This window comes from Gordonia terrae, assembly GCF_051789125.1.
Taxonomy (GTDB): domain Bacteria; phylum Actinomycetota; class Actinomycetes; order Mycobacteriales; family Mycobacteriaceae; genus Gordonia; species Gordonia terrae_A.
The window spans coordinates 699756-726552 of record NZ_CP196526.1 but is presented as its reverse complement, the minus strand read 5'-3'; the positions used below and the strand labels follow the sequence as shown (position 1 = coordinate 726552).

Below are 26797 nucleotides of genomic sequence, written 5' to 3'. Positions count from 1 at the left end.
GACGTCTGCCCGCGGGATTGTCACGTCACGCGCGACCGCACCGCACTCACTCCGCGGAGCAATGCCGCGTCGAAGTCGTCCGGGCACTCCAGCATCGGATAGTGCCCGACGTCGAGCTCCACGAGCGTGCTGTCCAGACGCTCGCGCACCCACCGTGCACCGCGAACCGACAGCGCCGGATCCGCGGTACCGATGATCTGGGTCACCGGTACGGAGAGACCCTCGAGCAGATGCGTCTGTTCGGTGCACATCAGCGTGCGCAGAGCAGCGCGAGCAGCCCAACTCGGCGTCTGCAGCGAGATCCGCTGCAGCCAGTCCAGGATGTGCGGGTCAGGCGCGGCGCCTTTGAACGGATCACCGACGGCACGCCGTCGCAGGGAGATCCGGTCGGCGTGCTCGGCCGCGAGCAGACTCTCGAGAGGACCCTCGGGGGGCACACCGAAGGGGAAGTTCGCAAACCGGGCCGCCGCAACGCCGTTGGTGGCGACCAACACGAGAGACTCTGTGAGATCGGGGCATTCATGTGCCAGGCGGAGGGCGACCATCCCTCCCAGCGACCAACCCACGATGGCGGTTGCGCCCAGGCCACGCTGCTCGATGACCTCGAGGGCATCGCGGTACAGGGAGTCGATGTCGTAACCGTGCAGGGGTGCATCTGATCGTCCGTGTCCTCGAAGATCCATGGCGACGACCCGGTGACCGCTCTCGGCCAGCACCCGTATCTGCCGGTCCCACACCTCGCCGCTGAGACTCCAGCCGTGGATCAGCAGGACGCCTGGACCGTCTCCGACATCTCGGACCGAGATCCGGATGCCGTCCCGCGTGTGCACGAAGTGCTGAGTCATGACGCCGCTTCCGCAGGTCGACGCGAGTCGGCGAGTGACAGGCCATCGGCGGCGAGCCGGGTCAGTGACGCCGCGGGGAGGAAACGCGATCCGTAGTGTGCGGCCAGCTCATTCGCGCGCGTCACGAAGCCCGCGACTCCGCCCTCATAGCCGTCGATGAACTGCAGCACTCCACCTGTCCAACCCGGATACCCGATTCCCAGCAGCGATCCGATGTTCGCGTCGGCCACCGACTCCAGAACGCCCTCTTCCAAGCACTTCGCAGATTCCACGGCTTCGACGAACAGCAGGCGCTCCTTGAGATCGGTCAGGGTCGGTACCTGTTCCGCGACCGGGAAAGCCGTTCCGAGGCCACTCCACAACCCGCTACGGCGTCCCTCGCTGTACTCGTAGAAGCCGGCGCCGGCCAACCGGCCCGCCCGATCGAACTCGGCCAGCATCCGGTCGAGCACCGCTTCGGCGGGATGTGCCACCCAGTCGCGCCCGTCGGCCTCGGCCGCATCGCGCGATGCGTCCCGAACTCGCCGCAGGAGTTCGAGATTGAGTTCGTCGGCGAGTTGCAGCGCGGGTGCGGGGTAACCCGCCTGGGTCGTGGCCTGCTCGATCATCGGTGCCGGCACTCCCTCGCCGAGCATGGCGAGCGCTTCGTTGACGAAGGTGCCGATCACCCGGCTGGTGAAGAAGCCGCGACTGTCGTTGACCACGATGGGTGTCTTGGCGATCTGACGGGCGACATCCAGGGCCCTGGACACCGATTCGGCAGACGTCGATCCGCCCTTGATGATCTCCAGCAGCGGCATCTTGTCCACGGGACTGAAGAAGTGCAGGCCGATGAAGTCTGTGGGATTCCCAACGGTGCCGGCCAAACCGGTGATCGGCAGGGTCGACGTGTTCGACCCGATGAGCGCACCCGGCGCGAGGACGGGTTCGACCTCCTTCAGAACTCGGGCCTTGAGACCCGGGTCCTCGAAGACGGCCTCGATCACCAGGTCCGCGCCCTCGGCGTCGGCGACGTCGTCGGTGGCGGTGATCCGGTCGAGGATGACCTCTCGCTGGGCTTCGGAGAGCGCTCCCGCGCCCACCTTCTTGTCGAGCACTTTCCGCGAGTATTCCTTGCCGCGCTCGGCGGCTTCTACGCTGACGTCCTTGAGTACGACGTCGATTCCGGCTGCGGCGCACTGGTACGCGATACCCGCACCCATCATCCCGGCGCCCAGAACCACCGCCTTCGTCGCCTTCCACGGGGTCCGTGACGCGTCGCGGCCGCGGAGTCCGTTCACCGTCTGGGTGTCGAAGAAGCGGGCCTGGATCATGTTTTTCGAGATCTGCCCGACAGCGAGATCGACGAAGTACCGGGTCTCGATCCGTAAGGCGTTGTCGAAGTCGACCTGGGCACCCTCGACAGCGGCCTTCAGGATGTTCTTCGGCGCCGGGTAATTCGCGCCTTTGAGGTCGGCGCGCAGCGTTGCGGTCAGGAGGGGCAGGGACGGGTGCAGCGGCTGCGTCGGGTCACCCGGGGCCCCGCCGGGTATCGCGTACCCCGGCGCATCCCACGGCTGCCGCGCACCCGGGTTGGCCAGGATCCAGGCTTTCGCCGCCGAAGCCAGATCCGCCGGCGAATCGACGAGTTCATCCACGATGCCGAGTTCGAGTGCGGCCGTCGCGCCGATCTGGCGACCGGTGAGCAGCAGCGACGACAGCGCCTTCTGGACGCCCAGCAGTCGCACGCTGCGGACGACGCCCCCGGCACCCGGCAGGAGACCCAGGGTCACTTCCGGAAGGCCCAGACGAACTCCGGCAGAATTCACCGCGATGCGATGGTGGGTCGCGAGCGCGAGTTCGAGGCCACCACCCAGCGCCGCACCGTTGATCGTCGCCACCACCGGCACTCCGAGACGCTCCAGGCGTCGGAGCAGCCCGCGATTCCGTTCGACGAACACGGTGAATTCGTCGATGTGGGACCGATCGGTGTTCACGAGGTCATTGAGGTCGCCACCGGCGAAGAATGTCGATTTTCCGGAAGCGATGACGACACCCGCGATGTTCTGGGCGTCACCGATCTCGTCGAGGGCGTCCGAGAGCGAGGCGACGAATCGCTCGTTCATCGTGTTCACCCGCTGTTCCGGGTCGTCGATGGTCAGGGTGACGATGGCGTCGTCGTCGATGGTGCGTCGGATCGTGCTCTGCGTCATGGCCGTTAACTCTCTGTGGGTTGTCTGCGGGATTGTCTGGCGTCGTGAGCGGCGATCAGAGCGCCTCGACCACGGTCGCGATCCCCATTCCGCCGCCGACGCACAGCGTCACAAGTCCGTATCGACCGCCGGTCCGGTGCAGTTCGTCCAGAACCGTGGAGACGAGCATCGCCCCGGTGGCACCGAGCGGGTGCCCCATCGCGATCGCTCCGCCGTTCACGTTCACCTTCGCCATGTCGAGGCCGAGGTCGTCGACGAAATGCAACACCACCGAGGCGAACGCCTCGTTGATCTCCACGAGGTCGATGTCGTCCACGGTGAGACCGGCTTTCGCCAGCGCCTTGCGCGACGCAGGAGCCGGCGCGGTCAGCATGATGGTCGGATTGTCTCCGGACACCGCGGTGGAGACGATCCGCCCGCGCGGAGTCAGGCCCAGTTCTCCCCCGACTTCTTCGCTCCCGATCACGACCAGCGAGGCGCCGTCGACGATTCCTGAACTGTTGCCGGCGTGATGGACGTGATCGATCTTCTCGACGGTCGGGAACTCCTGCAGCGCAACGGCATCGAATCCCGCTGCGCCGAGCTTGGCGAACGACGGCCGCAGTGGGGCGAGGGTGGCGGTGGTGGTCCCCTCGCGGATGGTCTCGTGCCGGTCGAGTACCACGGCCCCGTTGATGTCGCGTACCGGTACGACCGAGGCGTCGAATCGCCCGTCCGCCTCGGCTTTGGCGGCCAGTTCGTGCGAACGCACCGCGTACGCGTCCACGTCGTCGCGGGTGTACCCGTCGAGTGTCGCGATCAGATCGGCACCGATACCCTGCGGCACGAAGCTCGTAGCCAGATTCGTTGCGGGATCGTCCATCCACGCGGCGCCATCGGAGCTCATGGGGACACGGGACATCGACTCGACGCCACCTGCGAAAACCAGGTCCTCGAATCCCGAACGTACCTTCTGCGCGGCGAGATTCACCGCCTCGAGCCCGGATGCACAGAAGCGGTTGACCTGCACCCCCGCCACCGTGCGGGGAAGCCCGGCCGCAAGTGCCGCCGTGCGCGCGATGTCGCCGCCCTGCTCGCCGACCGGAGTCACGACCCCGAGGACCAGGTCGTCGACGCGAGCGGGATCGAGTGAGGGATTCCGTTCGAGGACTGCCGACAGCAGGCAGGTGGTGAGGTCGATCGGCTTGATCGTGTGCAACGATCCCGAGCTCTTGCCCTTACCGCGCGGCGTGCGGATCGCATCAAAGATCAGTGCCTGGGTTTCCGACATTCACAGTCTCCTAGTCGTTCAGCGGGCGCTCGGGCGCCGTCGTCGAGAGCAACATACATCACGTTCATACACTCTGTATACCACCGGGAAGGCATGTCCCGAGACCATCAGCGGTGGAAGGTCGCGACCTCCGCGATGGACTGCCTACTGGTGCGGTACGCGTTGACCGGCGCGTCCCCGTCGGGGTAGCCGAACGAGATACCCACGACCACTTGCCGTTCGGGGTTCAATCCGAGGTGCTCCCGGATCACCGGCGACTGCGTCGCCAGCGCCGCCTGAGGGACGGTCGCGATGCCGAGTGCGTGGGCCGCCAGGATGAAGTTGCTCACGAACAATCCACAGTCGACCGCACCGTAGGGGCCCAACGCGGCCTCGGTCGTGACGATCGCTACATGCGGCGCGCCGAAGAAATCGAAATTGCGCAGCATCTGTCGCGCCGAACCGGCCCGGTCCGACTTCTCGATACCGAGACTCGCATAGAGCTGCAGACCACTCTCTCGGCGTCGCTCCTGGTAGACCCCGTCGTAAGCCGCCGGGAACTCGATGTCGGGATTCTGTGCCGGCCCATTCGCGATCGCAGCCCGCAGGGCATCGCGCAGGCCCTCGGTGGCTCCCCCACTCAGCACGTCGACGTGCCACGGCTGCGTGTTGCACCACGAGGGAGTCAGACGGGCCACGTCGAGCACTCGCTCGATCTCGGACGGGGGTACCTCACGCGGGAGAAACTCGCGGCAACTCCACCGGGACCCCAGCAGCTCACGCAAGGTCCGGTGCGGCAGCGATTCCGGAGGCGACACCGCCGATGATTCCTTCGAGCCCTCGGACAGCTGCGACATCGATACTCCTCGTTCGTTACGGGCGGGTATGGCCGCGCGCCCGTCAGACAGACCGGGGGCAGACCGCGACACTGACCGGCAGACATGCGGCCAGACAATAAGTGTAGACATAGTGTTCAGTCGGGTCTACCCTGCGTTGTAACGACGATCACACGAGGTCGGCGTACCGATCACCCACCTAGGAGGCGCGATGACCATCACCGAGCCACATACACAACCGATGAGTTTCCGCGGCGATCTCGACGTTCCGCCGGGACTGCCGCGCGGTATCGACTTGGGACGAATTGCGAACAAGGACAAAGCGATCGCCATGTACGGTCGCGACCTGGTCGAGAAGCTGACCGACCACGCTCTGCTCGCCGACGACTATGCCTACGCGGCGATGCTCGACTTCAAGGACAAATCCCACAACTCGACGTGGCGCACCTTCGATCAGGCCCTCGATCACGGGATCGACGCGATCGACGACCCAAGCCCCGGACTGATCGCACTCTTCGACCAGCTCGACCACATTCCCGACTGGGTCGATTTCGACCAGCTCTACCGCGGTGCCGTCGCCTTCTGGCGGGCCGGGCCCATCGTCCCTCCCGTTCTCGCCTGGGGCGCGATAGCCGGGGGCTTCTCCATGTACAGCGCGACGCGTCCGGTGCTGTTCAGTGGTCGGCTCCGCGAGCAGGACAAGGTGGGCACCCGGCTCATCGAGAGCTTCCGGTACGTGGTCGCCGCATACACACCAGGCGGGATGGCGCGCTTCGAGGAGGGTTTTCGTCTCACCGCGAAAGTCCGCATGATCCATGCCGCGGTTCGTCACAGTCTCGGGCGATCCGACCATTGGGACTGGGCCGGCTGGGGCATTCCGATCAACAACTTCGACAGCATGGTCACCCAGGCAGGCCAGTTCGGTGTGAAGTTCACCGATGCGGTCCAGTCCTCGGGAATCCGGTTCAGCGACCGTGAACTCGACGACATCTTCGCCCTGAGCCGCTACGTGGGATACGTGATCGGCGTTCCCGAAGACATCCTGCACACGGATTACGAGGATGCTCGTCGCAAGACCGATCTGCACACGCTGGTCGAACTGCCGCCGGACCAGCTCTGCCACGACGTGGTCCACTCGATCATCGAGTATAGCGTGGAGAACCCGCCCGGCGACGTCGAGGTGCTGCCGGGACCGGTGGCCAAGTTCATGACGAACGAACGTCGCCTGAAGCTCGCATATGGGTTGTTGCACTCGTGGATTCCGCCGCACGTCATGGATGCTCTGGGCGTCGAGAAGACCGGTTGGCGGCATATCCTGCCGACGATCAGCCCGCTCGTCACCCTTGCCGATCGTGTCGGACGGGTGCTACCGCACGATGACGAGAAGGCCGCGTTCACCATGCTGCGTCAATTCAACGACGCGATCAAACTCCCCGACGGTGCGAACAAGGAAATGGCCGTGGCCAACCCCGACGAGGTGCACGCGGACATCGCCGCGAACAAGGGCGGCATGCCGGTGGTCGCGAAGAAGTGAGCGACAAGTCAGCAACCCCACCCCTGGCAGGCACCCGGATCATCGAGCTCGCCGGGATAGGCCCCGGTCCCTTCGCCGCGATGATGTTGGCGGACATGGGTGCCGAGGTCATCACCGTCGACCGACCCGGGGGAAACCCCTGGGCGGTCGGCGGTCACGGCATCCTCTTCCGGAGCCGACGGCACATAGCCGTGGATCTCAAGTCCGAGGCGGGTGCGGCGGTGGTGCGGCGTCTGTGTGCCGACGCCGACGGTCTCATCGAGACGTTTCGGCCCGGGGTCGCCGAACGTCTCGGGGTCGGACCAGAAGACTGCCGGCACCACAACCCGAACCTCGTCTACGGCCGCATGACCGGGTGGGGCCAGAGCGGTCCGATGGCATCCCTGCCCGGTCATGACATCAACTACATCGCACTCACCGGCGCCCTGCATCAGGTCGGACGAAAGGGCGGGCCCCCGGTTCCGCCCCTCAATCTCGTCGGCGACTTCGGAGGCGGCGGAACCTTTCTCGCCTTCGGGATGCTCGCGGGCATCCTGTCCGCCCGCGCCGGCCATGGCGGTCGGGTCGTCGACGCGGCGATGATCGACGGCGCCTCGGCCCTGATGGCGATGTTCCATTCGTACCGGGCAGAGGGCAACTTCGTCGAGGAACGCGGAGCCAACCTGCTCGACACCGGTGCCTTCTTCTACGACGTCTACGAGACCCGCGACGGCAATTGGGTGAGCATCGGCGCCATCGAGAATCAGTTCTGGGTGGAACTCTGCGATGTTCTGGATTTGCCCGACTCCATGAGGCACGACCACCTCGACCCCACTCGCTGGGACGAGTACCGGAAGATCCTGGCCGAGCGGATCGCGCAATCCGACCGAGATGAGCTAGACCGAGCCTTCGCGGGCCGAAATACCTGCTACGCACCGGTTCTGACGCTCTCAGAGACGGTGGAACATCCGCATCACCTGGTCCGGGAGACGTTCGTGACGGTCGACGACGCGGTGCAACCTGCGCCGGCACCTCGCTTCGACGGTCGGCCGCCCACGGTTCCCCGTCCGCGGCGCACACCAGGCGCCGACACCCTCGAGGTGCTCGGTGAGACCGGCTTCTCCCCGACCGAGATCGAGTCCCTCCTCGCCGACGGCGTGATCGACTCGACTCCATGACCTCGGTGGTTGCCCGGACGGCCTACAGACCCAGTGAACGACCGACGATCTCACGCATGATCTCGTTGGTGCCACCGTAGATACGCTGCACCCGCGCGTCCCGCCACCGCCGCGCGACGTCGTACTCCTCCATGTAGCCGTATCCGCCGTGCATCTGGAGGCAGGTGTCCAGCGCGTTGAACTCCAGCTCCGTGGTCCAGAACTTCGCCCCGGCCGCCTCGGCAGCGGTGAGTTCGCCGGCGTTCTGCGCCTCGATACAGCGGTCCACGAACACCCGGGCGATCCCCACCTGTGTGGACAACTCGGCCAGGGTGAAGCGATTCGCCTGGAAGCTCCCGATGGGTTGACCGAAGGCCTTGCGCTCCTTGCCATAGGCAATGGCGGTCTCGACCGCGTACTCGGCCTGAGCGACCGCCACGACCGCCATCGACAGCCGTTCCTGGGCAAGGTTGCCCATCATGTAGCGCAACCCCTTGCCCGGTTCACCGAGCACGTCCGACTCTGCGACGAGGACGTCCTCGAAGAACAACTCCGCGGTGTCCTGTGCCTTGCGGCCGATCTTCTGCAGCTTGCGACCGCGCTGGAATCCGTCATGGTCGGCGGACACCACGAACAATCCGAATCCACCGCCGTCGTGCTCCGGGATCCGGGCGGCGACGATGATCAGGTCGGCCTGGATTCCGCGAGTGATGAAGGTCTTGGAACCGTTGAGTCGCCAGCCACCGTCGACACGGGCCGCGGTGGACTTGATCGCGCGCAGATCCGAACCGGTACCCGGTTCGGACATGGCGATGGCGATCGCGGTCGCACCGCTGACGATGCCGGGCAGCCAGCGTCCCTGCTGTTCCGGCGTCGCGATGTCGAGGAAGTACGGGAGCACGATGTCGTTGGTCAACGAGAAGCCGTCGCCGACGGTCCCGGTGCGGACCACTTCCTCGTTCAGCACCGCATTGAAACGGAAGTCGCGCAGTCCCCCGCCGCCGTACTGTTCCGGAGCCGCGAAGCCGACCAGACCCTGATCGGCTGCCGCGGTCCAGAAGTCACGACTGACCTCACCGGCTTCCTCCCAGTCGGCCGTGTGCGGCACGGCTTCCTTCGTCAGGAAGGACCGGACGGTGTCTCGGAACTGGTCGTGTTCGGACTCGAAGAGTGTTCTTCTCATGATGTTGTGTTCGCCAGCCCTCAGCGGAAGAGGGACTTGCCGATGATCTCCTTCATGATCTCGTTGGCTCCGCCGTAGATTCGCTGCACGCGTGCGTCGACATAGGCCTTGGCAATCGGGTACTCGGTCATGAAGCCGTAGCCGCCGAACATCTGCAGACACCGGTCGACGACGCGACCCTGGACCTCGCTCGCCGCGAGTTTGGCCATCGCGGCCCGATCGGCGGTCAGGTCACCGGTCGTGTGTCGGAGCAGGCAATCGTCGACGAAGGCGCGGACGACCTCGGTCTGCACGTAGGCGTCGGCGAGTGTGAATCGGGTATTTTGATTGGCCGCCAACGGTTTTCCGAATGCGGTTCGGGTCGTCACATAATCGCGCGCGAGTTCGACCGCACGTGCCGCTGCAGCGGTACTCGCCACCGCGATCGTCAGTCGCTCTTGCGGGAGGTTGGTGACGAGTGCACGGAAACCTCCACCTCGCTCACCCAGCAGGTTCTCCTTCGGGACCCGCGCGTCCTCGAAGAACAACTCGGCGGTGTCCTGCGCGTGCATGCCGATCTTCTCCAGGTTGCGCCCACGCTGGAAACCCGGTGTGTCCCGTTCGACGACCAGCAGCGACAGACCCCCGTGGCGGTCGCCGTCGCTCTCTGTTCGCGCGGCGACGATCACCAGATCGGCGTTGATTCCATTGGAGATGAACGTCTTCGAGCCGTTCAGCACGAAGTGACCGCCCTCCTCTTTCGCGGTCGTGGTGATACCGGCGAGGTCGGAGCCCGTCCCCGGCTCGGTCATCGCGATGGCCGCGATGAGATCACCCGACGTCAGGCCGGGCAGCCAGCGCCGCTTCTGATCGTCGTCGGCGTAACGCTCGAAATACGGGACGCAGATGTCGTTGTGGAGGTTGACCCCGAACGACATCACCCCTGCGTCGGCGACCTCCTCCGCGATGATGGCGTTGAAGCGGAAGTCATCGGTGCCGCCGCCGCCGAACTCTTCGTCGACCGACATCCCGAGGAATCCGTGCGAACCGGCCTTCTGAAAGAGTTCACGGGGGATGCGCCCCTCCCTCTCCCAGTTCTCGTACCCCGGCACGACTTCGGTGTCGAGGAATCGGCGGAAGCTCTCTCGAAAGGCTTCGTGCTCGGACTCATACACACTTCGTGCGCTGGGGCGATTCGAAGTAACTGTCATCTGTCTGTCCTGTCTGTCGGTCGAGGTGAAGGAAGGCGCGGTGAGCAGCCGGCGGCGAGGATTGTGATTGACGCCACGTCTGAACACATTGTATGGTCTGGTGTATGCCAGAGTCCAGTTTCCCCCGCCTCGCCCCCGAGTGGAGCGGCGCCCCCGACGGCTCTTTCCGGCCCGACGCCGACTTCACCGACGACCAGCTCGCGTCCGCGCTCGAGCACGCGAACCTCCCGATCCTGCTGGGGTCCTTGGCGCTACTGACCGGAGACGATCGCTGGATCGAGGATCCGTTCTTCCCCACCCCTCCCCCCGACCTCGGCGACCACGACACAGGAGGCTTCGAACCCGAAGTCGCCGAACGAATTCGGCGTGAGGCCGGGACAACGCTTCGTGCGTGGCGCGACGGCCACCTCGACGTGGCGGACGCACCGGAGCCCGAGCGACTGTCGCAGATCCTCTCGGTGATGCTGGCCGAACAGCTCCCCGACGACTACGGGCAGCTCCTGGGCGAGGAGATGGGCCTGTACCGTCGCCATTCGGTGCCGCAGACTGCGCCAACAGATGGCTTCCGAGTCGCGATCATCGGTGCGGGGATATCCGGACTGGCGATGGCAATTCGCCTGCAGCAGGCCGGCATCGACTACGTCCTCATCGACAAGAACGACGACGTGGGCGGCACGTGGCACGAGAACGTCTACCCGGGTTGCGGCGTCGACACGCCGAGCTACCTGTACGCGCTGTCGTTCGACCCGAACCCGGAGTGGTCCAGCTACTTCGCGCCGCAGGAGGAGCTCGCAAGGTATTGGCGGACGCTGGCCGAACGTCACGGCGTACTCGACCACACGCGGTTCTCGACGGTCGTCGATCAGGCCGAGTTCGACCCGACCACCAACACGTGGGCACTGGATCTACGATCAGTGCGCAGCGGCGAGGTCGAAACCCTCACCGCCACAGTGGTGGTCAGCGCAGTCGGACTGTTGAATCAGCCAAGCATCCCCGACCTGCCCGGGCTGTCGGATTTTGCCGGTCCGGTGCTGCACACCGCCCAGTGGGATCCGGCCGTCGATCTCGCGGGCAAGCGGGTCGCCGTCGTCGGCACGGGCGCGAGTGCCATGCAGTTCGTTCCGGCCGCCGCTGAGGACGCCGCGGAGGTCCGCGTGTTCCAGCGGACACCGCAGTGGGCGATGCCGCACCCGCTGAAGGGCCAGTCGGTCGACGACTCGGCCCACTGGCTCAACAAGCACGTACCCTTCTACCTGGCCTGGTATCGAGCACGACTGTTCTGGCGGATGGGCGACAAGGTCTGGCGCCTCCTGCAGGTCGATCGCGAGTACCCCCATCTCGGGCGCGCGATCAACAAGGGCAACGACCGGCTCCGCGCCATGCTGACCGCGTACATCGAGCGTGAATTGGCCGACCGCCCAGACCTTCTCGCGAAGAGCCTGCCCGACTACCCGCCTTATGGAAAGCGACTGCTGATCGATGCCGGCTGGTTCCGGACTCTTCGTCGCGAGAATGTCGATCTCGTCACCACCGGAATCAGCACTGTCACAGCGACCGGGGTCCGTACCGATGATGGCGCGGACTACGGCGCCGACGTACTGGTTCTGGCAACGGGTTTCAAGTCGGTGGATGTGCTCGGGTCACTCACGGTCCGTGGGCGTGACGGACGGACCCTCCGAGAGGTCTGGGGTGCCGACGACGGTCGGGCGCACCTGGGCATCTCGGTGCCCGGATTCCCGAACTTCTTCTGTCTGTACGGCCCCAATACCAACACCGGTCACGGCGGCACGGTCATCGCCGGCACCGAGATGCAGGTCCAGCACGTGACGGCGTTGATCAGCGCGATGGTCGATGAGCGATTCGACTCGATCGAGGTGCGCCCCGACGCGTTCGACGCCTATAACCGCGAGCTCGACGAGGCCCTCGAGGACACGGTGTGGCACTTCGGCGGTACCACGACGTACTACCGCAACGCGCGGGGACGGATCGTCACCAACAGCCCCTGGCGGTATGTCGACTACTGGCGTCGCGTTCACGAACCCGACTTCTCCGAGTTCATCACCACGCGCGGCATCGAGACGACAGCGCAGGAATCGTCCGGCGGCACCGGACAACTCACCCACTGAGCCCGACCCGCCCCCACCTTCTCGTCCCATCGCAATCGAGGCAGAACACGATGACACACGCACCTCAGGCCCCGTCCGCACCTGTTGCCGCCCCGGGTATTTCCGCCACCACGCTCGTCGGGGCCTTCCAGGCCACGGCCGCCAGTCGGCCCGACTCCACCGCCCTGAGCGCATTCGGTGAGGAGCGATCGCTCACCTGGTCCGAATACCGCACGGCGGTTGAGGAAGTGGCCGCCGGACTCGCCGATCTCGGAGTCGGACACGGCGACACGGTCGCCATCATGCTCCCGAACAGCCCCGAGTTCCACATCGTCGACATGGCCGTCTTGCACTTGGGCGCGACGCCGTTCTCGATCTATCTCACTTCGGCGCCGGATCAGATCAGCTATCTGTTCGACAATGCCGGAAACTCCGTCGTCGTCGCCGACTCCGCTTTCCTCGACATCCTCCAGCGCACCGCCGCACCCGCCGTCAGGCACATCGTGGTCACGAACCCGGCCGGCGCATCCATGGTCCATGACAACGGCCCCGCGACGATCACGCCGCTCGATGAGCTCCGGAGCCGCCGCCCCGCGGGCTTCGACTTCGAGAAGACCTGGCATTCGGTTCGCCCCGACGATCTGGCCACCCTCATCTACACCTCGGGCACCACGGGGGATCCGAAGGGTGTCGAACTCACCCACGCCAATCTGATGTTCGTCATGTACACCTGCAACCTGCGTTTCCCGTTCGCCGTCGACGGTGCGGCCGTCAGCTACCTGCCCACCGCGCACGCCGCCGATCGCGTGTTCTCGCACTACCTGGCGACCGTGACGGGCTGGCCCATCACCACTGTTCGAGATGCGACAACCGTTTTCGGCGCGGTCGCCGAAGCTCACCCGACCTGGTTCCTGGGCGTGCCGCGGATCTGGGAGAAACTCCGGGCGGGTCTCCTCGCACGATTCTCGGCGCTGCCGGACGGACCGCGCGATGCGACTTCGGCCGCGCTGGAGGCAGCGATCCGCCTGGTACAGATCGAACAGCGCCGAGAGCCGGTTCCGGCAGATCTACACGATGCCGTCAGCGTTGCCGACGAGCGCATCTTCGCCGACCTCCGGGCACAACTCGGACTGGACCGCGTCGCACTCCTCATGACCGGAGCGGCGCCGATCGCGCCGGCGGTGCACGAGTTCTTCCTCGCGCTCGGCTTGCCGCTACAGGAGGGCTTCGGAATGTCCGAGACCGGCGCTCTGGGCTTCACCAACGTGCCCACCGACATCCGCGTGGGCAAGGTGGGCCTGGCCCAGCCCGGCACCGAGGCCAAGCTCGCCGACGACGGCGAGCTCCTGTTGCGCGGCCCGCACGTCATGCGGGGCTACCGTAAGGCCCCCGAGAAGACGGCCGAGGCGATCGATGAGTTCGGCTGGCTGCACACCGGCGACATCGCGCAGATCGACGACGAGGGATGGGTCACGATCGTCGACCGCAAGAAGGAACTCATCATCAACGCGGCGGGCAAGAACATGTCCCCGGTCAACATCGAGGGGAAGTTGAAGAGCGCGTCACCGCTGATCGGTCAGGCGTGTGTGGTGGGTGACCGTCGGCCGTACAACGTGGCCCTCATCGTGCTGGACCCCGATGCGGCACGCACTTTCGCCGCCGCGCACGGTCTGGCCGACGCCACACCGTCGGCACTCGTCGGCAACGAGTCCCTGCGCACCGAGATCGACGACGCGGTCGCGCGGGCCAACGCGCAACTCTCCCGCGTCGAGCAGGTCAAACATTATCGACTCCTCGCCGACGAATGGCTGCCCGACTCCGAGGAACTCACCCCGACGATGAAGCTCAAACGGCGTGGCGTTACGACCAAGTACGCCGAGATCATCGAGGACATCTACGCCTCCTCGGTCCGCTGATCCGATCCCGCGCGCCGAAACCGGTCGTGGACGTAGGTCCCACGACCGGCTTCAGCGGCGACATCAGGCCTCGTCCTCGATTCCCGACACGCGATCCGGGAACTCCGGCACCCGCTTAGCGAGGAAGGCGTCGACGCCCTCCTGCACATCCTCCGAGAGACCGCGTCGGTAAAGCACCTCCGATTCGGCTCGGTGGGCCTCCTCCGGGCTCGACGCACCAAGCGCTCCCCAGAGCAACGACCTCGTCAGTGCGACCGACACCGGTGCCGTCCCGGCGACCATCTCCTCGGCGATCTCGAGAGCCCTGGCGAGCACCTGATCCGCGGGCACGACCTCGCGCACCAGTCCACGCTCAAGAGCCTCTGCGACCGGCACCATGCGTCCGCCCAAGGTCCATTCCGCTGCCGTCGAGATGCCCACCACGCGGGGAAGGAACCAGGTCGAACACGCCTCGGGAACCAGACCGCGCCGCGTGAAGACGAAACCGAACTTCGCGGTGTCCGCGGCGATCCGGACGTCGGCCGGCAGGGTCATGGTGACTCCCACCCCCGCGGCGGGTCCGTTGATCGCCGCGATGACCGGCTTCTTCGACCGGTAGATGCGCAGGGCCACCTGCCCACCGGAGTCCGGCGGAGCCTCGCCGTCGGCTCCCTTCTCGTCGGGGAGGAAGGTGTCACCGCCACTGGCGAGATCTGCTCCGGCACAGAATGCCCGGCCGGTGCCGGTCAGGACGACCGCGCGCACCCCGTCGTCGGCGTCGCAGGTGTCGAAGGCCTCGATCAGCTGGACGCGGATGTCCTCGGTGAATGCGTTGAGCCGGTCGGGACGGTTCAACCGCACCACGGCGACGGCACCGATGCGTTCGACGACGACCACCCCGGTCTCGACCGCGCGGGCCGCCTCGGCCGTCATCGTCCGGTCCATTTCGGTGCGCGCTTCTCGGCGAAGGCCCGCGGGCCTTCGCGGGCGTCGTCGCTGGCGAAGATCGTGCGGATGGCCGAGGCGTTGATCTCCCAGGACTCGTCGTCCCAGCCACGCTGCGCCTTCGACGTCTCGTACATCACCCGCTTGCTCTCCGACACCGCCAGCGGGGCGTTGGCCGCGATCTGCGCGGCGAGTTCGAGAGCGACGGCAAGTGTCGTCCCCGCCGGTGCGACCCGGTTCACCAGCCCCAGTTCGTAGGCCCGGCGAGCGGACACCGGCGCACCGGTCAGTGCGATCTCGGCGGCGACCTTCTGGGGCACCTGTCGGTGGATGCGCAGCAGTCCCCCCGCGGCTGCGATCAGACCGCGTCTGACCTCGGGCAGACCCACCGACGCCTCCTCGTCGATCACCGCGAGATCCGCCGCCAGGACGATCTCGGTGCCCCCACCGAGCGCGAAACCGTTCACCGCGGCGATGACCGGTTTGCCGATGTGGTGCCGAACGATCCCGGCGAAATCCCATTCGCGGTGCTCCGGGTCGCCGATCCGCCTGCCTGCCGCGATCTCCTTCAGGTCGGCGCCGGCACAGAATGCCTTCCCCGCACCGGTGAGCACGACAACGCGCACCTCGGGATCGAGTGCTGCGCTCTCGAGAGCGGCGCCTGCTGCTGACGACAACGCGGAGTTCACCGCGTTCATCGCCTCGGGCCGGTTGAGGGTGATGATCGCGATGTGTTCGCGCACCTCGTACTCGACGACGGAGTCGCGTACGGAAGCGGTGTCGCGTGCTGTCATGGGCATCCTCCTGGGTTCGTGATCCGCACTCGTGGACAGGAGGGTCACACGGCCCGGCATCGACATAAACCTTATTCTGTTAGATTAAATTCGACAACCTCGCCCGACCTGGTCGCGGGGTCGTGCGGATGAGAGGAGATCCATGGACGCGCAGACGTCCGGTCCGGCAACCCCTCTGCTGGACCTGTTCCGACTGGATGGCGCAGTGGCAATCGTCACCGGCGCGGGATCGGGGCTGGGCGCCGGATTCGCCCGCGCCCTCGCCGAGGCGGGAGCCCATGTCGTCGTGTCCGGACGCCGGCCCGAACCCCTCCGCGCCCGCGCGGCCGAGGTCCGGCGGCTGGGCGGACGCGCACTGGACGTTCCCGCCGACGTCACCGCTCCCGAACAGTGCGACTCCGTGGTCCGCGCCGCGATGGACGAGTTCGGGCGGGTCGACGTCCTGATCAACAACGCCGGACTCACCCACACCGCGCCGGCGACTCGGGAACTCCCCGAGGACTTCCGGGCGGTGCTGGAGGTCAACCTGCTCGGCAGTTACTGGATGGCGCAGGCCTGCGCCCGGGTTATGCAACCCGGATCGAGCATCGTCAACGTCGGCAGCATGCTCGGTCTCGTCAAATTCGTTCTCCCACAAGCCGCGTACTCGTCCAGCAAGGCCGGTGTCATCGGACTGACGCGCGATCTGTCCCACCAGTGGTCCGGGCGCAAGGGCATCCGGGTGAACGCGATCGCACCGGGTTTCGTCGACACCGACATGATCGCCGAGATGTCCGACGCGGCGCGCGAGGACTTCCTGCACGGATGCTCGCTCGGACGGATGGGAACCCAACGCGAGATGGACGCGGCGGTGTTGTTTCTGGCGAGCCCCGCCTCGTCGTACATCACCGGGTCGACGCTCGCGGTCGACGGCGGCACCTCGGGACACTGACCCGCTCCCCGGACACCCGACCACCACGAACCGGCGGCCCGCGCGCCACCATCACCTCAACAGGAGAACACCATGCAGACAGACCTTTTCGACGCCGATCACGAGCTCTTCGCCGAGTCGGTCCGTGGCTTCGTGACCAAACACGTCGTCCCGAATCTGGAGAAGTGGGACGCCGAACGGCTCATCGACCGGGAGACGTGGCGCGCAGCCGGCGCCCAGGGCATCCTCGGTCTCGCCGTGCCGCTGGAGTACGGCGGGCCCGGCGAGAACGACTACCGCTTCCGGGTGGCCATCCAGACCGAGATCGCCCGGGTGGGCGCCTCCGCACTGCAGTCCGGCTTCTCGACGAACGACGACATCGTGTTGAACTATCTGCTCCGGCACGCCGACGACGAGCAGAAGCACCGGTGGGTGCCGGGTTTCGTCACCGGTGACACGATCGGCGCCATCGCCATGACCGAACCCGGGGCCGGGAGCGATCTGCGCTCGATCACGACGACGGCCAGGCGCGACGGCGACCACTGGATCATCAACGGCGCCAAGACCTTCATCACCAGTGGCATCCTCGCGGACCTGGTGATCGTCTTCGCCAAGACGGGGTCGGAGGGGCGATCGCGCGACTTCAGCCTCTTCGTCGTCGAAGACGGGACACCCGGTTTCTCCCGGGGTCGCAAACTCGACAAGGTCGGGCTGCACGCGCAGGACACCGCGGAACTGTCCTTCGAGGATGTACGAGTGCCTGCCGCGAATCTCCTCGGCGAGGAGGGTGCCGGGTTCTCCTACCTGATGCAGAGCCTGCCGCTGGAGCGACTCGGGATCGGCATCGCCGCACAGGTGTCCGCCGAGGCCGTGTTCGACTGGACCCTCGCATATGTCAAAGAGCGCACCGCCTTCGGACAACCCGTGGGACAGTTCCAGGGGCTCGGCTTCACGCTCGCCGAACTCCGTACGGCAGTGGAGGTCTCACGGGCGTACATCGACCGCTGCGTCCGGGGGTACAACAGGGGAACGCTCACCGCGGTCGACGCCGCCAAGGCAAAACTGTGGGCGACCGAACTCCAGGGACGCGTGATCGACGCCGGAGTCCAGTTCCACGGCGGTTACGGCTACATGATGGAGTATCCGGTCGCGAAGGCCTTCATCGACGCCCGCATCCAGCGAATCTACGGCGGCACCAACGAGATCATGAAGGAGATCATCCACCGCGATCTGATGCGGGGATAGGCACCGTGCCGGACGCGTCGGTCGGCGCGTCCGGCAGGCTCACCGCTCGGTACGGGCAACCGGCACGGCAGTCGGCATGAAGGCGGGAAGTACGAAGTTCCGCAACATCTCTCGATGCTGGGGATCGTCCGGACGGTCGAAATCGAGCCGTCCGACGAGGATGAACTGGACCAGCGCGATCCACTCGGCGATCTTCGCCTTGTCCAGGTCGCGCCGGATCTCGCCGAGATCCATCGCGCGTTCGATGACCGGGTCCCACATCTCTGCGGTCAGACGTGCTGCCAGACCGGAACTCCCGACGAGCGATTCGGCCATCTGCATGTGCTCCGGGCTCACCAGGACCCGGATCAGCGGATCGCGGCGGCCGCGCTCGACGAGGAAGATCAGGCCCTCGACGAGCTGATCGGCGAACGTGTCGTGGTCGAGCAGGAACTTGCGGGCCTTCTCGAACAGCAGACGCGAACGTCGTTCGATGAGCGCCGACATGAGCGCGTCACGGTCCTTGAAATACCGGTACACCGTCGGCCGTGACACCCCGGCCTCCCGGCCGATGTCGTCCATCGTCGTCTTCGCGACGCCGTACCGCTGGAACACGCGCTCGGCGGCCACCATGATCTGCTTGCGGGCCTCGTCGACGTCCTCGCTGAGGACGTTGCCCGTCTTCCTACGCGCCACGTCTACCTCCCGGAACGATGATACAAGAGACAGATCACGTTCTGTGTCCGCGTATCGTCAAAACGGGGACGACGCCGCCATGTTACGCGCGAATGGGTCGTGAAACGCCGAACGGCCGGGCCGTGGCAGATGCACCACGACGCCGGCCGCCGGATCTCAACGAACGCGATCGAACCTGGTGTCGACGTCCTTGTACTCGTCCCGGATGACCGTCTTGGCGATCTTTCCGCTGGGTAGACGGGGCAGCGGGTCCTGGCGGATGACCACGTAACGCGGGACCTTGAAGTCGGCGAGCACCTGCTTGCAGTGGTCGACGATGGTCGTGGCGTCCATGTCGTCGGAGACGGTCACGATCGCGGCCGGGGTCTCCCCGAACCTGTCGTCGTGCGCGGCGATGACCGCGACCTCTTCGACCCCGTCGATGGCGCCGATGGCGATTTCGAGCTCCACGGGTGAGATGTTGATACCGCCGGAGATGATCAGGTCCTTGAGCCGATCGACGAACTGGACCCGACCCTCCTCGTCGGCCACCCCGAGGTCTCCGCTGTGCAGCCAACCGTCCTTGATGGCCTGCGCCGTCGTCTCGGGGTCGTTCCAGTAGCCCGGCGTGACGCCCGGACCGCGGACGACGAGTTCGCCCTCCTCACCGGGCGCGGCCGGCACTCCGTCGGAGTTGAAGACCTTGACCTCGGTGAAGATGGAACCGGTGCCGCATCGATCCGGGAACTCCAGGGCCTCTTCGCGGATCGTCGCCGTGGCCACTCCCCCGGCTTCGGTCATGCCGTAGATCTGGCGGAGGAGCACACCCTTGTCCGACCACCGCTTCAGCAGCTGCGCCGGTACCGCCGCCCCGCCGACGATCGCGGTCTTGAGCGAACTCAGGTCCGCGTCGGCGAACTCCGGGGCGCGCGAGATGGCCTCGAAGATCAGCGGGACACCGAAAATCGCCTGCACGGAATGCTTTTCGAGAAGCGCGACGGCATTCGACGGGTTGAGGTCGGGTTCGACGACCAGCGTTCCGCCCAGGACGGTGGTGATCAGGAGTCCGTAGACGAGGCCCGGGGTGAACGCCAGCGGGAGCACGAGGAGGGTTGTCGTACCGGGACGGAACCCCTCCTCGGTGAGTGTGTTCTCCAAGACGATCGACATCAGCGTCCGGTTGGTGAGGATCACCCCCTTGGACAGACCCGTCGATCCGCTGGTGAACAGTACGGTTGTCGGCTCGTCGGGCTGGAGATCCACGCGGAAGTCGTCAGCCGCGCCCGCGCGCAGGTCGTCGAACTCGGCGAAGGGCGCCACCGAGAACGGTGCGCCCACCGCCGAGGTGTCTTCGGCGAGCTGTTCGAACCCGGGGGCGACGACCACGACACCGATCCCGGCGTCGTCGACGATCTTGCGCAGTTCGGCGGGACGGTAACGGCTGTTCAGCGGAACCAGTACGCCGCCGGATTTGAGCACACCGAGCGCCGCGGCCGGCCACTCCAGCGAGTTGGGGCCGAGCAGGCCGACGCGATCGCCCGGCGCGACGCCCTTGGTCTCGACGAGCAGTCGTGCGATGCGGCTGCTCCAGTCCCGCAACGTGCGGTAGGAGATCTCCGCGCCGGAGAACACCACCGCGGTGGAGTCGCCTTTGGTGCGGGCCCACCAATCAAGTGCCTTGCCGATCGTTGCGGTCATGTTCGTTCTTTCTTCTGGTACCAGGGGATCCGCGCGAGAATGCGGGACATCCCCGGGCTCCCCGTCTAACGGATATAGGATAAATCGGACCTCGGGGCGGCGGGGTCGCTTTTCACGACCCGGCCGCCACCGTCAGGCGTTCAGTTCTGCACGTCCCTGCGCGACGAGCTTCTTGGTCTCCCGGCGGAAGACCTGATTGGCGATCTCGTTGCGTCCGAGCAACATGTCGCCCGCGTCGGCGCTACCCATGCCTCGCTGCGAGTCGCGCAACAGCGGAAAATCCTCCTGGTGCAGCACCGCGAGCAGGATCTCCCAGTTCTTGTTCCACAGTCGCTCCCAGCGCTCGGGGTCCATCCCGCTGTCCTCGACCCTGGGAACCATGAGCCGCTGTTCCATCCGCGACTTCGTCGGATCGGTCGGGTGCGGCCGGAAGGTGAGCAGCTGGAAGTGATCCGGCTGGCGGAGCAGGGTGCTGTTGGGCAGCAGGAAGTGCGTCTCGATGACGTACTTGTCCAGCGGGATGTCGCCGGGATCCTCTTCGAGGAACCGGTCGATCGACTTGCGCGGCGCGATGAACCGGCAGTGCCGGCCGAAGTCCTCGAAGGCCATCACGTTGGTGTGGATGATCTTCCCGGCGGTGTTCGGGTGCGCGTACTGGATGTGGTAGCCGTCCAGGAACGCGTCCTGCATGATCTTCCAGTTGGTGGGCTCGTCGAAGCCCGCCGACCGGAAGCACACCAGCTTGTCGAGTTCGTACTCGGCGAGAATCGGATCGATGTCGGGACCGAGCCAGGCCGCGACGTCGATCTCGGCATGCGCGTTGTCCACGACCCAGATGAACCCGTGCCGCTCCTCGGTCGGGATCTCGATCAGACCGTGCTCGGAACGATCGACCTCGCCGAAGGTCGAGTCCCGGGTGATCGTCCGCAGGGAGCCGTCCGGATCATAGGACCAGCGATGGTATCCACACGAGAAGATCCGGCACCGCCCCTTCTCGCTCTGTTCCAGCAACGCTCCGCGGTGACGGCACAGATTGACGAATGACCGGACGCTGCCGTCCTTCTGACGCACCACGATGATGTTGTTGCGCGGCATCTGAACGGTGATGAAATCGTTCGGACGCGAGATCTCGCTTCCATGCGCGACGATCGACGGCACGCGACCGAAGATGTGATCGCGCTCGTCCTTGGCGAGTACCGGGTCGGTGAACTCGTCGGGTTCGAACTGGACGAGGTCGTCGAACTTGTCCGTCGTGTCGTTGCGCAGGAGCTCGAGCGCGCGTCGGATTCGATCCTGGCGAGGAAGCGAAGTGGTCATGGTTCCCTCCGTGATGGAGCGGTTGTTGCGAGTGGGTGCGTGCTCGCCCGGGGCGGGACGACACTCCTTAAACCTACAGTAATAAGTTTTAACGGGCAATCGACCGACAGCGGCCGGCGCCTGACGTTCCACCGTGAAACCGGTGCGGCGGGCGAATGGCGGACAACCCGCCGCACCGGTGGACCATCAACCGCCTGTGGAGAAGCCCCGGGTCAGGATTCCGGCGTGAAGCGGATCGGCATCCGCACACAACCCCGGACCTGGCTCGCGTGGAACACCGGCGGATCGGATTCCACCAGCTGGTAATCCGGGATGCGGCGGTGGATCTCCTCGAGAGCGATCGTCAACTCGATGCGGGCCAGGTGCGAGCCCAGGCAGCGGTGCGCGCCGCCGCCGAAAGCGAGGTGGCGGTTGGGCTTTCGGGTCAGGTCGAGTTCGTCCGGTTCGTCGAACTCGTCACCGTCACGGTTGGCCGAGCACAGCATGAGGATGAGTTGCTCGCCCTCGGCGATCGTCACGCCACCGAGCTCCACGTCCCGCGTGGCCCGGCGTCCCGGCACCACGGCGGCCTCGATGCGGAGAATCTCCTCCACGGCCGTCGGGATCATGTCCGGGTCGTCGATGATGCTCTGTCGCTGCTCGGGATTGTTGACCAGGTGGACGATCGCCCAGGCCAGTGAGCCCTGGACGGTGTGCAGTCCGGCGATGAGCAGCAGGAAGAACATCCGATTCAGTTCTTCGTCGGTCAAGAGGCGCAGTCCGTCCTCCATCTCCACCTCGGTGTGGATGAGCTGCGAGGTGACATCCTCACCCGGAGTCGCGCGGCGCTCGTCGACCATCTTCTGGAAGTAACCGAGCATCTGCATGCCCGCGATTCCGCGCGCCTCGAGCGACTCCTCCTCGGTGCCACCCGGCTTGCCGAAGAGGACGACGTCGGTGGCCTCGGTGAACAGCGGCGCATCCTCGATCGGCCAGTCCATCAGTGCCAGGAAGATCCGCGCCGGCAGTTCGTGGGCGAACTCCGAGATGTACTCGGCCTCACCCTTGCCGGCGAAACCGTCGAGCAGATCGTTCACGACGACCCGGATGCTGTCGGACAGGGTCTTCATGCGTGCGGGGCCGAACAACGGCTGCAGCGCCTTGCGGTAACCGGTGTGTTCCGGCGGGTCCAGCTCGATGGGGATGAACTTGCCGAAGGCCTCGTTCGTCACCAGGTTGTTCGGATAGCTGGAGAAGGTCTCCGCGTCGCGCAGGACCTCGTGGATCTCGTTGTAGCGGGTCACGATCCAGTGACCGCCGTGGGCGGTCGAATACACGACGGGACCCTTGGCGGCGAGATCGGCCGCCAGTTCCTGGAATCGATCGATCGGGGCTGCGATGGACTGGTCGTACACGTCGAAGTCGACGGTGACGTCCTCGCGAGACCGTTCCGTGGTTGTCATCACTGGTCCTTGCTGTTCGGGGAGTCGGTGGGCTGCAGCGCCAGTGCCCGTTCGGGACACATGGACACCGCCTCATTCGCGAGAACGGCCTCCTCCGAGGTGAGGGCGCGCTCGGGCACCACGGGGTCGCCCTGGTCGTCGGCATCGATCAGATCCGGGGCGACCCCGTAGCACAGGCCGTGGCCGGCGCAGGCGACGCGGTCCACGGTGAGTGTGCTGGGCTGGGGGGACGACATGGTCAGGCGTTCGGGTTCTTCTGGTCGAGATCCTCGGGGAACCACATGCCGACACGGGAGAGCGTGCCGCCGTCGCCGGAACCGATGACCTGACCGGACATGTAGGCCGAGTCGTCCGACGCGAGGAACAGCGCGATCTTGGCGTTGTCGTTCAGTGACGGCGGCCGGTTGAGCTTGAGCGGAATCGGGGACACATACGGATCCCACGGTCCCGCAACCTCTTCGTAGGACTGCCCGACGACCGGCGAGCCCGCCGGCATCAGGAAGTTCGGCGACATGCCGTGGACCGGCGCGATGCCGTTGACGCGAATGCCGTAGGGGCCCAGGTCGAGACTCAGTCCGCGCACCAGTCCGTTCACGCCGGCCTTGGTGGCCGAGTACAGCGCGATCTGGTGGTAGGCGACGAACGAGGCCGCCGACGACGTCGCGATGATGGTGCCACCACCGTTGCGCTTGAGTGCCGGGACCGCGGCCTGCGCGGTGAAGATCACGCCGCTGAGGTTCACGCCGACGACGTTGTTCCAGTCCTCTTCGGTGAGGTCTTCGAAGTCGACCTGTTCACCCCCGGCGACGCTGGGAACGCCGCCGCGGGAGACGACTCCGGCGTTGGCCCAGGCGATGTCGAGCTTGCCGAAGTGGGCGACGGTCTGCTCGACCGCAGCGGTGATCTCGGACTTGCTCGCGACGTCGGCGGTGATGGCGATGGCGTCGCCGCCCTGCTGCTCGACGAGTTTCGCGGTCTGCTCGGCGCGATCGGCATCGATGTCGACGATGGCGATCTTGGCACCCTCGGCGGCGAACAGCTGTGACGACTGCCGGCCGAGGCCGGAGCCCGCGCCGGTGATGAGAGCGACTTTTCCTTCGAGTTTCATGACGATTCCTTGTTCGGGTGGAGATGGGTACTTCTGATGGATGGAGCGGCGCCGGAGATGTGGATGCGACGAGGAGTGTGCGGCGGCGGCCGAGAAGACCTCGGGGGACGAGGATTTCACGGCGATCACGAGGTGGGCGGATGAACGGGAGGCTGTCCGTGATGTGACGCCCGCCACCTCTGTGTCACCACGGTAAGCAGAAAAACATGAGACGTCAAGTGATATTTGTCAGCAGCTTGGCTAGCTCAAAGTAGCTTCGCGACAACAGCTTGCGAACTACATCGGAACGGATCGGGCGCGCCACGGCCCGGGCGTGACGACCTCGGTGAGATCACCACGCCCGGAGTGTTGCCCGGCCGGAATCGGTCAGGCGGACGGCTGCGGCGCCGGCAGGTGAACGGTCTTCAGCTCGAAGAACTCCTCGAGCCCCTCGGGGCCGCCTTCGCGTCCGACACCCGACTGCTTGTACCCGCCGAACGGGAGCGTGAAGTCGATGACCGAGGCGTTCACGTTCACCGTCCCGGTCCGGATACGTTGCGCCAGTTCGAATCCGTGCTCCTCATCGGCGGTGAAGACAGCGCCGGACAGGCCGTAGACGGAGTCGTTGGCGATCGCCACCGCGTCGTCCTCGTCCTCGTAGGTGATGATCGAGATGACCGGACCGAAGACCTCTTCCTGCGCGATGGTCATGTCGTTGCGCACGTTGTCGACGATCGTCGGTTGTACGAAGAAGCCCTGATCGCCGACGCGCTGCCCGCCGTAGACGATCTCGGCGCCCTCCTTCTCCGCCGCCTTGATATACCCCTCGACGCGGTCCCGCTGCCGCGCTGAGGTGAGCGGTCCGAGGAAATTCGTTTCCTCCCAGGGATTTCCGATGGGGATCATCCCCAGCGCCGCCTTGTAGGCCTCGACGACCTCGTCGTGGCGGGCACGCGACACGAGCACACGGGTCAGGGCGATGCACGCCTGGCCGGATTGCAGGCAGCCCGCCATCGGCAGGTTCTGCATGACGGTGCCGAGGTCGGCGTCGTCGAGGATGATCGCGGCCGACTTGCCGCCGAGTTCCAGCGACACCTTCGCCACCCGATTGCCGGCGAGATTCATGATCCGCCTGCCCGTCTGGGTGCTCCCGGTGAAGGTGATGTGGTCGACACGGGGATCGGTCACGAGCGCCTCGGAGACCTCGCGGTCGGCGACGAGCACGCTCAACACACCTTCGGGGATCACACCCTCGTCGACGAGTTCGCCGACCACGTCGGCGAACACCGACGGCGACAGCGGAGCCTCCGGCGAGGTCTTCAGCACCACCGAGCAACCGGCCGCCAGAGCCGGGATCACTTTGAAGGCGATCGTGCCGATCGGACCGTTCCACGGGATGATGGCCGCGACCACACCGCTGGGCTCCCTGAGGATGCGGGAGATGCCGCCGTCGGCCCGCGTCCGCTCCTCGCGGAGCGTGACCTTGCGCGCCTCGTCGGCCACGGCGCGGAAGAGGCCGACGGTCATCTGCTGGGTCATAGCGCTCACCGGGACCGGCACCCCCACCTCGACGATCCCCAGCGTCGTCAGTTCGGCGGTCCGTGCCTCGAGCCGGTCGGCGATCGTGTCGATGATCGCGGCGCGCTCGGCGATGGGCTTACGCGCCCACTCGCCCGCGTCGAACGATGCCCGCGCAGCCGCGACCGCGCGCGACATGTCCTCGGCCGTCGCGGCACGCACGCGCGCCGCGGTGCGTTCGAAGTAGGAGTCGACGACCTCGATCCACTCGTCACCGCTCGACTCGACCCATCGCCCGCCGATGAACACCCGGTCGCGATCGGACACGGTGGCGAGCGGGTCGGTCGCTTGTTCTGTCGTTGTCATGAAAGCCAGTTCTCCTCGATGAATACGCCGGGGGTCAGCGCGGACCTCACGGGGCACCGCTTGTGAAGCGGGTCACAGCACAGAGTAATAACCGAATGCCTTTAGGTCAACAGCGGACATGTTGTGTCAGCTGTATCGCAGCCCGGGCGCGTGGAACCGTGAGGTGGGAACGGTGCGGACAGGCGGGTGAGCGCTACTCCACGTTGACGAGATAGAAGACCGACGACCCGCCGCCTGCGGCCTGAGGTGACGCGCCGATCTGGACCCAGTAGGTGGCGCCGTCCTTCGTCGCCGACAGCACGACCACCGATTGACCACCCTCGGTGGAGCGGTGCGACTCGGCGAACCCATCGTCGACGAGCTTGTCGGTCGCGGCGTCGAGCTGGTTGCCCGCGTTCACCGGGCCCTGCACGGTGACCTCCCAGCCGTCCGCGCGACTCCCGCTGGCCGAGAGCACATGCCCGTCGATGAGCGGCACTTGCGCCGCCGGGAAATCGGAGGGAAGGGGAACGCCCTGGGGTCCGGCATGTTCCTCGTCACTGCACCCCACGACGAGACCGAGAATCAGCAGGACCGCGGCAATCATCACGGCGGGACGCCGGAGCCAGTCGAACCGGAACATACGGGCAACGGTAAAGTAGCGGGCGCGGGTGTTC

Annotated in this window: 22 protein-coding genes; 6 read left to right on the top strand and 16 right to left on the bottom strand. The window is 66.1% G+C overall.

What is annotated here, in order from left to right:
• Positions 1–20 precede the first annotated feature (20 nt).
• The 4 genes from ACSUZC_RS03315 to ACSUZC_RS03300 all read right to left on the bottom strand — a co-directional run bounded on the left by ACSUZC_RS03315 (position 21) and on the right by ACSUZC_RS03300 (position 5143).
• The gene (locus ACSUZC_RS03315) at positions 21–845 is read right to left on the bottom strand and encodes an alpha/beta fold hydrolase (RefSeq protein WP_439031503.1); all 825 of its coding nucleotides are present in this window, start codon (positions 843–845) and stop codon (positions 21–23) included.
• A complete protein-coding gene (locus ACSUZC_RS03310; RefSeq protein WP_439031502.1) occupies positions 842–3037 on the bottom strand; it encodes a 3-hydroxyacyl-CoA dehydrogenase NAD-binding domain-containing protein in 2196 nt (731 codons plus the stop codon). Before ACSUZC_RS03310 ends, ACSUZC_RS03315 begins: the two co-directional genes overlap by 4 nt.
• Positions 3038–3092: 55 nt before the next feature.
• Entirely contained in the window at positions 3093–4307 is a 1215-nt protein-coding gene (locus tag ACSUZC_RS03305; RefSeq protein WP_439031501.1) for an acetyl-CoA C-acetyltransferase, read from the bottom strand.
• Between the two features lie 107 nt (positions 4308–4414).
• Positions 4415–5143: a nitroreductase gene (locus tag ACSUZC_RS03300; protein ID WP_439031500.1), complete on the bottom strand. Its 729-nt coding sequence runs from the start codon at positions 5141–5143 to the stop codon at positions 4415–4417.
• Between the two features lie 190 nt (positions 5144–5333).
• Here ACSUZC_RS03300 and ACSUZC_RS03295 point away from each other — a divergent pair, with 190 nt between their 5' ends.
• Positions 5334–6656 (top strand): oxygenase MpaB family protein, encoded by a 1323-nt coding sequence (locus ACSUZC_RS03295; RefSeq protein ID WP_439031499.1) that lies wholly within the window; start codon positions 5334–5336, stop codon positions 6654–6656.
• A complete protein-coding gene (locus ACSUZC_RS03290) occupies positions 6653–7813 on the top strand; it encodes a CaiB/BaiF CoA transferase family protein (RefSeq protein ID WP_439031498.1) in 1161 nt (386 codons plus the stop codon). The genes ACSUZC_RS03295 and ACSUZC_RS03290 overlap by 4 nt, the downstream gene beginning before the upstream one ends.
• A gap of 22 nt (positions 7814–7835) precedes the next feature.
• Here the strand turns inward: ACSUZC_RS03290 and ACSUZC_RS03285 are convergent, their stop codons facing one another.
• Together ACSUZC_RS03285 and ACSUZC_RS03280 are read right to left on the bottom strand one after the other, a co-directional pair.
• Positions 7836–8975 (bottom strand): acyl-CoA dehydrogenase family protein, encoded by a 1140-nt coding sequence (locus tag ACSUZC_RS03285; RefSeq protein ID WP_439031497.1) that lies wholly within the window; start codon positions 8973–8975, stop codon positions 7836–7838.
• 20 nt (positions 8976–8995) lie between these two features.
• Positions 8996–10165 carry an acyl-CoA dehydrogenase family protein gene (locus ACSUZC_RS03280; RefSeq protein ID WP_439031496.1) on the bottom strand — a complete coding sequence of 390 codons (1170 nt, stop codon included), beginning with the start codon at positions 10163–10165 and terminating at the stop codon, positions 8996–8998.
• A gap of 104 nt (positions 10166–10269) precedes the next feature.
• On the opposite strand from ACSUZC_RS03280, the gene ACSUZC_RS03275 reads away from it, so the two are divergent.
• A complete protein-coding gene (locus tag ACSUZC_RS03275; protein WP_439031495.1) occupies positions 10270–12291 on the top strand; it encodes a flavin-containing monooxygenase in 2022 nt (673 codons plus the stop codon).
• A 50-nt stretch (positions 12292–12341) separates the two neighbouring features.
• On the top strand, positions 12342–14186 hold the full coding sequence (locus ACSUZC_RS03270; RefSeq protein ID WP_439031494.1) for an AMP-dependent synthetase/ligase: 1845 nt from the start codon (positions 12342–12344) through the stop codon (positions 14184–14186).
• Between the two features lie 63 nt (positions 14187–14249).
• On the opposite strand, the gene ACSUZC_RS03265 is transcribed toward ACSUZC_RS03270, so the two are convergent.
• Positions 14250–15098 carry an enoyl-CoA hydratase-related protein gene (locus ACSUZC_RS03265; protein WP_439031493.1) on the bottom strand — a complete coding sequence of 283 codons (849 nt, stop codon included), beginning with the start codon at positions 15096–15098 and terminating at the stop codon, positions 14250–14252.
• Positions 15095–15904, bottom strand: coding sequence for a crotonase/enoyl-CoA hydratase family protein (locus ACSUZC_RS03260; protein WP_439031492.1), 810 nt, complete (start codon positions 15902–15904; stop codon positions 15095–15097). Before ACSUZC_RS03260 ends, ACSUZC_RS03265 begins: the two co-directional genes overlap by 4 nt.
• A gap of 142 nt (positions 15905–16046) precedes the next feature.
• Here ACSUZC_RS03260 and ACSUZC_RS03255 point away from each other — a divergent pair, with 142 nt between their 5' ends.
• Both ACSUZC_RS03255 and ACSUZC_RS03250 read left to right on the top strand, forming a co-directional pair.
• On the top strand, positions 16047–16835 hold the full coding sequence (locus ACSUZC_RS03255; protein WP_439031491.1) for an SDR family NAD(P)-dependent oxidoreductase: 789 nt from the start codon (positions 16047–16049) through the stop codon (positions 16833–16835).
• Positions 16836–16907: 72 nt separating this feature from the next.
• On the top strand, positions 16908–18059 hold the full coding sequence (locus ACSUZC_RS03250) for an acyl-CoA dehydrogenase family protein (protein ID WP_439031490.1): 1152 nt from the start codon (positions 16908–16910) through the stop codon (positions 18057–18059).
• A 39-nt stretch (positions 18060–18098) separates the two neighbouring features.
• Here ACSUZC_RS03250 and ACSUZC_RS03245 read toward each other — a convergent pair whose 3' ends face one another.
• The 8 genes from ACSUZC_RS03245 to ACSUZC_RS03210 all read right to left on the bottom strand — a co-directional run bounded on the left by ACSUZC_RS03245 (position 18099) and on the right by ACSUZC_RS03210 (position 26763).
• A complete protein-coding gene (locus tag ACSUZC_RS03245; protein WP_439031489.1) occupies positions 18099–18734 on the bottom strand; it encodes a TetR/AcrR family transcriptional regulator in 636 nt (211 codons plus the stop codon).
• A gap of 156 nt (positions 18735–18890) precedes the next feature.
• On the bottom strand, positions 18891–20411 hold the full coding sequence (locus ACSUZC_RS03240) for a class I adenylate-forming enzyme family protein (protein WP_439031488.1): 1521 nt from the start codon (positions 20409–20411) through the stop codon (positions 18891–18893).
• Between the two features lie 132 nt (positions 20412–20543).
• On the bottom strand, positions 20544–21728 hold the full coding sequence (locus ACSUZC_RS03235; protein ID WP_439031487.1) for an aromatic ring-hydroxylating oxygenase subunit alpha: 1185 nt from the start codon (positions 21726–21728) through the stop codon (positions 20544–20546).
• Positions 21729–21940: 212 nt separating this feature from the next.
• Positions 21941–23170: a cytochrome P450 gene (locus tag ACSUZC_RS03230; protein WP_439031486.1), complete on the bottom strand. Its 1230-nt coding sequence runs from the start codon at positions 23168–23170 to the stop codon at positions 21941–21943.
• Positions 23170–23406 carry a ferredoxin gene (locus ACSUZC_RS03225; protein ID WP_439031485.1) on the bottom strand — a complete coding sequence of 79 codons (237 nt, stop codon included), beginning with the start codon at positions 23404–23406 and terminating at the stop codon, positions 23170–23172. The genes ACSUZC_RS03230 and ACSUZC_RS03225 overlap by 1 nt, the downstream gene beginning before the upstream one ends.
• A gap of 2 nt (positions 23407–23408) precedes the next feature.
• Positions 23409–24278 carry an SDR family NAD(P)-dependent oxidoreductase gene (locus tag ACSUZC_RS03220; protein ID WP_439031484.1) on the bottom strand — a complete coding sequence of 290 codons (870 nt, stop codon included), beginning with the start codon at positions 24276–24278 and terminating at the stop codon, positions 23409–23411.
• A gap of 366 nt (positions 24279–24644) precedes the next feature.
• Positions 24645–26141, bottom strand: a complete 1497-nt coding sequence (locus tag ACSUZC_RS03215; RefSeq protein WP_439031483.1) for an aldehyde dehydrogenase — start codon at positions 26139–26141, stop codon at positions 24645–24647.
• Between the two features lie 193 nt (positions 26142–26334).
• Positions 26335–26763 (bottom strand): hypothetical protein, encoded by a 429-nt coding sequence (locus tag ACSUZC_RS03210; RefSeq protein ID WP_439031482.1) that lies wholly within the window; start codon positions 26761–26763, stop codon positions 26335–26337.
• Between the last annotated feature and the right edge of the window lie 34 nt (positions 26764–26797).

What these genes read in the sequence shown, in the direction of transcription:
- ACSUZC_RS03315 (WP_439031503.1), bottom strand. Translation starts at nt 845, where the DNA reads ATGACTCAGCACTTCGTGCACACGCGGGACGGCATCCGGATCTCGGTC.
- ACSUZC_RS03310 (WP_439031502.1), bottom strand. Translation starts at nt 3,037, where the DNA reads ATGACGCAGAGCACGATCCGACGCACCATCGACGACGACGCCATCGTC.
- ACSUZC_RS03305 (WP_439031501.1), bottom strand. Translation starts at nt 4,307, where the DNA reads ATGTCGGAAACCCAGGCACTGATCTTTGATGCGATCCGCACGCCGCGC.
- ACSUZC_RS03300 (WP_439031500.1), bottom strand. Translation starts at nt 5,143, where the DNA reads ATGTCGCAGCTGTCCGAGGGCTCGAAGGAATCATCGGCGGTGTCGCCT.
- ACSUZC_RS03295 (WP_439031499.1), top strand. Translation starts at nt 5,334, where the DNA reads ATGACCATCACCGAGCCACATACACAACCGATGAGTTTCCGCGGCGAT.
- ACSUZC_RS03285 (WP_439031497.1), bottom strand. Translation starts at nt 8,975, where the DNA reads ATGAGAAGAACACTCTTCGAGTCCGAACACGACCAGTTCCGAGACACC.
- ACSUZC_RS03280 (WP_439031496.1), bottom strand. Translation starts at nt 10,165, where the DNA reads ATGACAGTTACTTCGAATCGCCCCAGCGCACGAAGTGTGTATGAGTCC.
- ACSUZC_RS03275 (WP_439031495.1), top strand. Translation starts at nt 10,270, where the DNA reads ATGCCAGAGTCCAGTTTCCCCCGCCTCGCCCCCGAGTGGAGCGGCGCC.
- ACSUZC_RS03270 (WP_439031494.1), top strand. Translation starts at nt 12,342, where the DNA reads ATGACACACGCACCTCAGGCCCCGTCCGCACCTGTTGCCGCCCCGGGT.
- ACSUZC_RS03265 (WP_439031493.1), bottom strand. Translation starts at nt 15,098, where the DNA reads ATGACGGCCGAGGCGGCCCGCGCGGTCGAGACCGGGGTGGTCGTCGTC.
- ACSUZC_RS03260 (WP_439031492.1), bottom strand. Translation starts at nt 15,904, where the DNA reads ATGACAGCACGCGACACCGCTTCCGTACGCGACTCCGTCGTCGAGTAC.
- ACSUZC_RS03255 (WP_439031491.1), top strand. Translation starts at nt 16,047, where the DNA reads ATGGACGCGCAGACGTCCGGTCCGGCAACCCCTCTGCTGGACCTGTTC.
- ACSUZC_RS03250 (WP_439031490.1), top strand. Translation starts at nt 16,908, where the DNA reads ATGCAGACAGACCTTTTCGACGCCGATCACGAGCTCTTCGCCGAGTCG.
- ACSUZC_RS03240 (WP_439031488.1), bottom strand. Translation starts at nt 20,411, where the DNA reads ATGACCGCAACGATCGGCAAGGCACTTGATTGGTGGGCCCGCACCAAA.
- ACSUZC_RS03235 (WP_439031487.1), bottom strand. Translation starts at nt 21,728, where the DNA reads ATGACCACTTCGCTTCCTCGCCAGGATCGAATCCGACGCGCGCTCGAG.
- ACSUZC_RS03230 (WP_439031486.1), bottom strand. Translation starts at nt 23,170, where the DNA reads ATGACAACCACGGAACGGTCTCGCGAGGACGTCACCGTCGACTTCGAC.
- ACSUZC_RS03225 (WP_439031485.1), bottom strand. Translation starts at nt 23,406, where the DNA reads ATGTCGTCCCCCCAGCCCAGCACACTCACCGTGGACCGCGTCGCCTGC.
- ACSUZC_RS03220 (WP_439031484.1), bottom strand. Translation starts at nt 24,278, where the DNA reads ATGAAACTCGAAGGAAAAGTCGCTCTCATCACCGGCGCGGGCTCCGGC.
- ACSUZC_RS03215 (WP_439031483.1), bottom strand. Translation starts at nt 26,141, where the DNA reads ATGACAACGACAGAACAAGCGACCGACCCGCTCGCCACCGTGTCCGAT.
- ACSUZC_RS03210 (WP_439031482.1), bottom strand. Translation starts at nt 26,763, where the DNA reads ATGTTCCGGTTCGACTGGCTCCGGCGTCCCGCCGTGATGATTGCCGCG.